This is a genomic window from Micromonospora sp. RTBAU3-60 (genome assembly GCF_054963695.1).
The window spans coordinates 1-2,318 of record NZ_JBUEGB010000162.1; the positions used below are offsets into that span (position 1 = coordinate 1).

Consider the following 2,318-nt stretch of genomic DNA (forward strand, 5'->3'; position numbering starts at 1 on the left):
GGGAAAATCCTCCCGGAAAGGCAGTCGGCGATGAAACAGGAAACCTCACGGGCGACCGTGAGAATCCCAGCCCTTCAGGGCCGGGAGGATGTCAAGTCTGATCCGTGGCGCTGCGATGGAACCGCCGCAGCCTCTCGTACTGGAGAATCCGACCCTCCTGGTCAGCGTCCACCCGGTAGGTCGCCATCACACTGCTGGTCGCGGGGATCCGATCCAGCTCGGTGACGTCGAGGAGGAAAGACCAGCCGCCGTCCTGCGGCCGAGCCCCGGTGATGCCCTCCGGGGCTAGGCCAGTCAACTCCTCAAACTCGCGCAGCGCAGCCCGCGCGGCGCCCATCAGGCCAACGCGGCGCGAGCCAGACCCGCTCCGATCGTCATCATTTCCAGACCGGTCCTGAGCAGCGTCCCTGTCGGACTGACCCTCTCGATGGCCACGCCCGGATTCGGGGTCGCGATCGGACCGGCCCTGGTCATCGCCGTCGTCGGACCGGGGGCGTACACGGTCCTTTTGAACCTCCGGATCTGCCGTCATGAAGAGCCCTCTACCCCCGGTGACGGCGGGTGAAAACTTCTTCGCGCCCCTTGTCCACGATGGTGGGCGCCGGGCATCCGCCCCCAGCCGTGCGCCGGCTGATTGCGTCAAGCGCCGCGTACCGGCCCTGATTGTGGGTACCGAACATCTGTGGTCACCGGACAACAACTTCGAAGTCCGTCAGACAAGCCGGACTTTCAGGTGAGGAGGCAATCGTGGCCGGCAGCCAAGGCGAAGCGAGGATGACCAACGTGCAAGACCGACCCGACCGAGACCAGCACCACGATGATCAGCAGTGGACCCGGCTGCGGAGCATCGTGTCCGACGTGTGGCAGAGCCGGCTCGACTTCTATGGAGAACTCATCGGCAAGGTCAGTAACGACCGATACCCCAGCCCGACGATGCTCGACACGATCGAAAGCGGGCTGCCACCGGAGCTGTATGCCGACTACATCGCCGTACTGGTAGACAAGGTGTTCGATTCGAAATACCCGAGCCCCACGCTGCTCGCGCGCCTCGGACGCCTGACGAACCTGTCCGGCCAGCGAGGCTGACCGCGCCGGCTGCGGTTCTGATGGCCGGTTCCGCAAGGCCGGGCGGCCCCGCGAAGACTAGTCAGCATGAAGCGGCCAGCTCCCATGAACAGCAGGATGCAGGTGGACGGCCCGATCCGGGTTGGACGTGGCCAAGAGCCAGGGCCATACCCTCACCGCGACCGTTCAGTCCACCACCGCCCACCCGCCGGCCGGCCGCTTCATGCCTACTAGGTGCCCCAAGCTTGTCGGCAGCTACTGTCGGAGCGCCCGGGCGATCAGCCGACCTACAACCAGGTACACCAGGGCAGCGAGTCCGTAGTTGAGAACGAGCCCTACCTTGGCGTCGTTCGGCGTGAAAACGTCACCGAACCCTAGTACGAACACTTTGGCCAGCACGTACACGAATTCTACGAAGCCGTTGCTTTGATTTGCCTTCGCCAAGGAAAAGAATATGTGCAAGGCGAAGATGAAAGCCACGCCGCTGGTCACACCGACCGTGAAGCGGGCGACGATGGTAGCGGTGTTTCTTGGGTGCCGTTGTCCGGGCGTCGGCGGGGCCGGGTGGTGCGGCGGCGTATAGGCGGATGGGGTGTACGGCGACGCAGGGGCTTGCGCGTAGGCAGCCACTGGTGGCGGGTACGGCGGTGCCGGGGGCTGGACGTAGGCCGCCGCGGGTGCGGTATACGGCGGCGCGGGGGGTTGGACGTAGGCCACCGCGGGTGGGGTGTACGGCGTCGGGTCGCTGTCGTGATGCACGTCCACGTACGCGATCCGCGCCGTGGGCTGGGTCGAGGGCGCCGCGGGTTGGGTGCGGAACCGGTGTTGTTGGTCGTCGGGGTCGTAGTTGCTGTACGACATGGGTGGGCAGTCTAGTGTCGGTTTGCGGCCGGCAAAACCTTTCTTTCCAAATTAGTCGGATCCCTCTACATCGTGTCGTTTATTCACTACAGTCTGCGAGTGTCGATTGCGCCCGATATCTAATAACTCGCGCTACTGCCGGCCCCGACCTTCGCCACCCCCGTCACATCGATAAGCGTCGCAGCCTCCCGAAGACGGAGCCTGCCGGCTGTCCCGTCGCCGGCCCGTCCCACATCGTCGGCCGGAGTTGTCGTATCCGGGCCGCGTTGTTCGTAGCTAGTGTGAGAGGCCGCCCACGAGGGCGCGGTCGCGACCACAGGAGATGCCGACCGATGCAGCACCCACTGGCCAAGATCCACCGCATGTTCGAGCTCGTCGAGCCGATCGCCACC

At 65.1% G+C, this 2,318-nt stretch carries 3 protein-coding genes; 1 reads left to right on the forward strand and 2 read right to left on the reverse strand.

Annotated features, from left to right (window positions below; genetic code table 11):
* Window positions 1-91 precede the first annotated feature (91 nt).
* Window positions 92-532 carry a gas vesicle protein GvpO gene (gvpO, locus tag ACY34I_RS40285; RefSeq protein WP_462760799.1) on the reverse strand — a complete coding sequence of 147 codons (441 nt, stop codon included), beginning with the start codon at window positions 530-532 and terminating at the stop codon, window positions 92-94.
* A gap of 215 nt (window positions 533-747) precedes the next feature.
* Between gvpO and ACY34I_RS40290 the strand changes: the two genes are divergently transcribed.
* On the forward strand, window positions 748-1,086 hold the full coding sequence (locus ACY34I_RS40290) for a hypothetical protein (protein WP_462760801.1): 339 nt from the start codon (window positions 748-750) through the stop codon (window positions 1,084-1,086).
* A gap of 234 nt (window positions 1,087-1,320) precedes the next feature.
* Here the strand turns inward: ACY34I_RS40290 and ACY34I_RS40295 are convergent, their stop codons facing one another.
* Entirely contained in the window at window positions 1,321-1,926 is a 606-nt protein-coding gene (locus ACY34I_RS40295) for a hypothetical protein (protein ID WP_462760803.1), read from the reverse strand.
* Window positions 1,927-2,318: the final 392 nt, after the last annotated feature.